This window comes from Micromonospora sp. URMC 107 (assembly GCF_051386315.1).
Lineage (GTDB): Bacteria > Actinomycetota > Actinomycetes > Mycobacteriales > Micromonosporaceae > Micromonospora.
The window spans coordinates 1-3,383 of record NZ_JBPQTK010000247.1 but is presented as its reverse complement, the minus strand read 5'-3'; the positions used below and the strand labels follow the sequence as shown (position 1 = coordinate 3,383).

Sequence of the window (3,383 nt, the reverse complement as noted above, 5' to 3'; positions counted from 1 at the left end):
TGGTGTGGGGCTTGTGGGTTGTGGGTTGGTCGTTTGTTGAGAATTGCACAGTGGACGCGAGCATCTTTGTGGTCAAGTTGTCAAGGGCGAACGGTGGATGCCTTGGCACCAGGAGCCGATGAAGGACGTGGGAGGCCGCGATAGGCCTGGGGGAGCTGTCAACCAAGCTGTGATCCCAGGGTGTCCGAATGGGGAAACCTGGCTGGAGTCATGTCCAGTCACCCACACCTGAACACATAGGGTGTGTGGGGGGAACGCGGGGAAGTGAAACATCTCAGTACCCGTAGGAAGAGAAAACAAATAGTGATTCCGTGAGTAGTGGCGAGCGAAAGCGGATTGAGGCTAAACCGGCTGCGTGTGATACCTGTCAGGGGTTGCGTGGTTGGGGTTGTGGGACCCTGCTGGACAAGCTGACACTTGTTCGAGAAGTTACAAAGCCAGTTGCTAGCCGAACAGTCTGGAATGGCTGACCGTAGGCGGTGAGAGTCCGGTAGGTGAAAGTGGCTGGTCTTCTGTGGGTGTTCCCGAGTAGCGGCGGACCCCTGTAATCTGCCGTGAATCTGCCAGGACCACCTGGTAAGCCTAAATACTTCCTGGTGACCGATAGCGGACGAGTACCGTGAGGGAATGGTGAAAAGTACCCCGGGAGGGGAGTGAAATAGTACCTGAAACCGTTCGCCTACAATCCGTCGGAGCCTTGCGGGGTGACGGCGTGCCTTTTGAAGAATGAGCCTGCGAGTTAGTGGCATGTGGCGAGGTTAACCCGTGTGGGGGAGCCGTAGCGAAAGCGAGTCTGAATAGGGCGTTCAGTCGCGTGTCCTAGACCCGAAGCGGAGTGATCTAGCCATGGGCAGGCTGAAGCGCGGGTAAGACCGCGTGGAGGGCCGAACCCACCAACGTTGAAAAGTTGGGGGATGACCTGTGGTTAGGGGTGAAAGGCCAATCAAACTCCGTGATAGCTGGTTCTCCCCGAAATGCATTTAGGTGCAGCGTCGCGTGTTTCTTGCCGGAGGTAGAGCACTGGATGGTCTAGGGGGCCCACAAGCTTACCGAAATCAGCCAAACTCCGAATGCCGGTAAGTGAGAGCGCGGCAGTGAGACTGCGGGGGATAAGCTTCGTAGTCGAGAGGGAAACAGCCCAGATCACCAGCTAAGGCCCCTAAGCGTGTGCTAAGTGGAAAAGGATGTGGGGTCGCATAGACAACCAGGAGGTTGGCTTAGAAGCAGCCACCCTTTAAAGAGTGCGTAATAGCTCACTGGTCAAGTGGTTCCGCGCCGACAATGTAGCGGGGCTCAAGCACACCGCCGAAGCTGTGGCATTCACATTTTTACCTTGCTTGGACGTGATTCCTTGTGCAGGTGTGTGGATGGGTAGGGGAGCGTCGTGCCGGGGGTGAAGCAGCGGGGTGACCCAGTTGTGGACGCGGCACGAGTGAGAATGCAGGCATGAGTAGCGAAAGAAGGGTGAGAAACCCTTCCGCCGGATGACCAAGGGTTCCAGGGCCAGGCTAATCCGCCCTGGGTGAGTCGGGACCTAAGGCGAGGCCGAGAGGCGTAGTCGATGGACAACGGGTTGATATTCCCGTACCCGCGAAAGAGCGTCCCTGATGAACCTCGTTGTGCTAACCACCCGAACCAGCTGCGGTCTTCGGATCAAGGTTGGGGAGCGTGGGAACCTGGCGGGTAGTAGTCAAGCGATGGGGTGACGCAGGAAGGTAGCTGAGCCCGGCCGGTGGTTGTGCCGGGGTAAGCGTGTAGGCCGTGTTGTAGGCAAATCCGCAACACATGAAGGCTGAGACGTGATGCCGAGCCGATTCAGGTGAAGTCAGTGATCCTATGCTGCCGAGAAAAGCCTCTAGCGAGTTCTTAGCGGCCCGTACCCCAAACCGACACAGGTGGTCAGGTAGAGAATACCGAGGCGATCGGGCGAACTGTGGTTAAGGAACTCGGCAAATTGCCCCCGTAACTTAGGGAGAAGGGGGGCCGGAGACGTGAAGCCCCGCGCGGGTGGAGCGTTGTATGGCCGCAGAGAGCAGGGGGAAGCGACTGTTTACTAAAAACACAGGTCCATGCGAAGAAGTAATTCGATGTATATGGACTGACGCCTGCCCGGTGCTGGAACGTTAAGGGGACCTGTTAGCTCTTCGGGGCGAAGCGGAGAACTTAAGCGCCAGTAAACGGCGGTGGTAACTATAACCATCCTAAGGTAGCGAAATTCCTTGTCGGGTAAGTTCCGACCTGCACGAATGGCGTAACGACTTCCCCACTGTCTCAACCACAGGCCCGGCGAAATTGCATTACGAGTAAAGATGCTCGTTACGCGCGGCAGGACGGAAAGACCCCGGGACCTTTACTATAGCTTGACATTGGTATCCGAATTAGCTTGTGTAGGATAGGTGGGAGCCGGTGAAGTCCATACGCCAGTATGGGTGGAGGCAATCTTGAAATACCACTCTGGTTGATTTGGGTATCTAACTTCGGACCGTTATCCGGTTCAGGGACAGTGTCTGGTGGGTAGTTTAACTGGGGCGGTTGCCTCCTAAAGGGTAACGGAGGCGCCCAAAGGTTCCCTCAGCCTGGTTGGCAATCAGGTGTTGAGTGCAAGTACACAAGGGAGCTTGACTGTGAGACTGACAGGTCGAGCAGGGACGAAAGTCGGGACTAGTGATCCGGCACTTGCGAGTGGAAGCGGTGTCGCTCAACGGATAAAAGGTACCCCGGGGATAACAGGCTGATCTTCCCCAAGAGTCCATATCGACGGGATGGTTTGGCACCTCGATGTCGGCTCGTCGCATCCTGGGGCTGTAGCAGGTCCCAAGGGTTGGGCTGTTCGCCCATTAAAGCGGTACGCGAGCTGGGTTTAGAACGTCGTGAGACAGTTCGGTCCCTATCCGCCGTGCGCGTAGGATACTTGAGAAGGGCTGTCCCTAGTACGAGAGGACCGGGACGGACGAACCTCTGGTGTGCCAGTTGTCCCGCCAGGGGCACGGCTGGTTAGCTACGTTCGGAAGGGATAACCGCTGAAAGCATCTAAGCGGGAAGCTCGCTTCAAGATGAGGTATCCCACCCACCTTTGGTGGGGTAAGGCCCCCAGCTAGACGACTGGGTTGATAGGCCGGAAATGTAAGCCCGGTAACGGGTTCAGTTGACCGGTACTAATAGGCCGAGGACTTGACTACTAAGCTGCTACGCGTCCACTGTGCAACTCTCGATGAACGAACAACAGACCCCGTGTGTGGGTGTTGTTTGACATATCGATAGAGTTACGGCGGTCATGGCGGAGGGGAAACGCCCGGTTACATTCCGAACCCGGAAGCTAAGCCCTCCAGCGCCGATGGTACTGCACTCGGGAGGGTGTGGGAGAGTAGGACACCGCCGGACAA

2 rRNA genes are annotated in these 3,383 nt (G+C 56.9%); both read left to right on the top strand.

The window, feature by feature from the left end:
• Positions 1 to 70 precede the first annotated feature (70 nt).
• Positions 71 to 3,179, top strand: a 23S ribosomal RNA gene (locus ACSNN9_RS28175).
• Between the two features lie 85 nt (positions 3,180 to 3,264).
• Positions 3,265 to 3,381 (top strand): 5S ribosomal RNA (rrf, locus tag ACSNN9_RS28170).
• Positions 3,382 to 3,383: the final 2 nt, after the last annotated feature.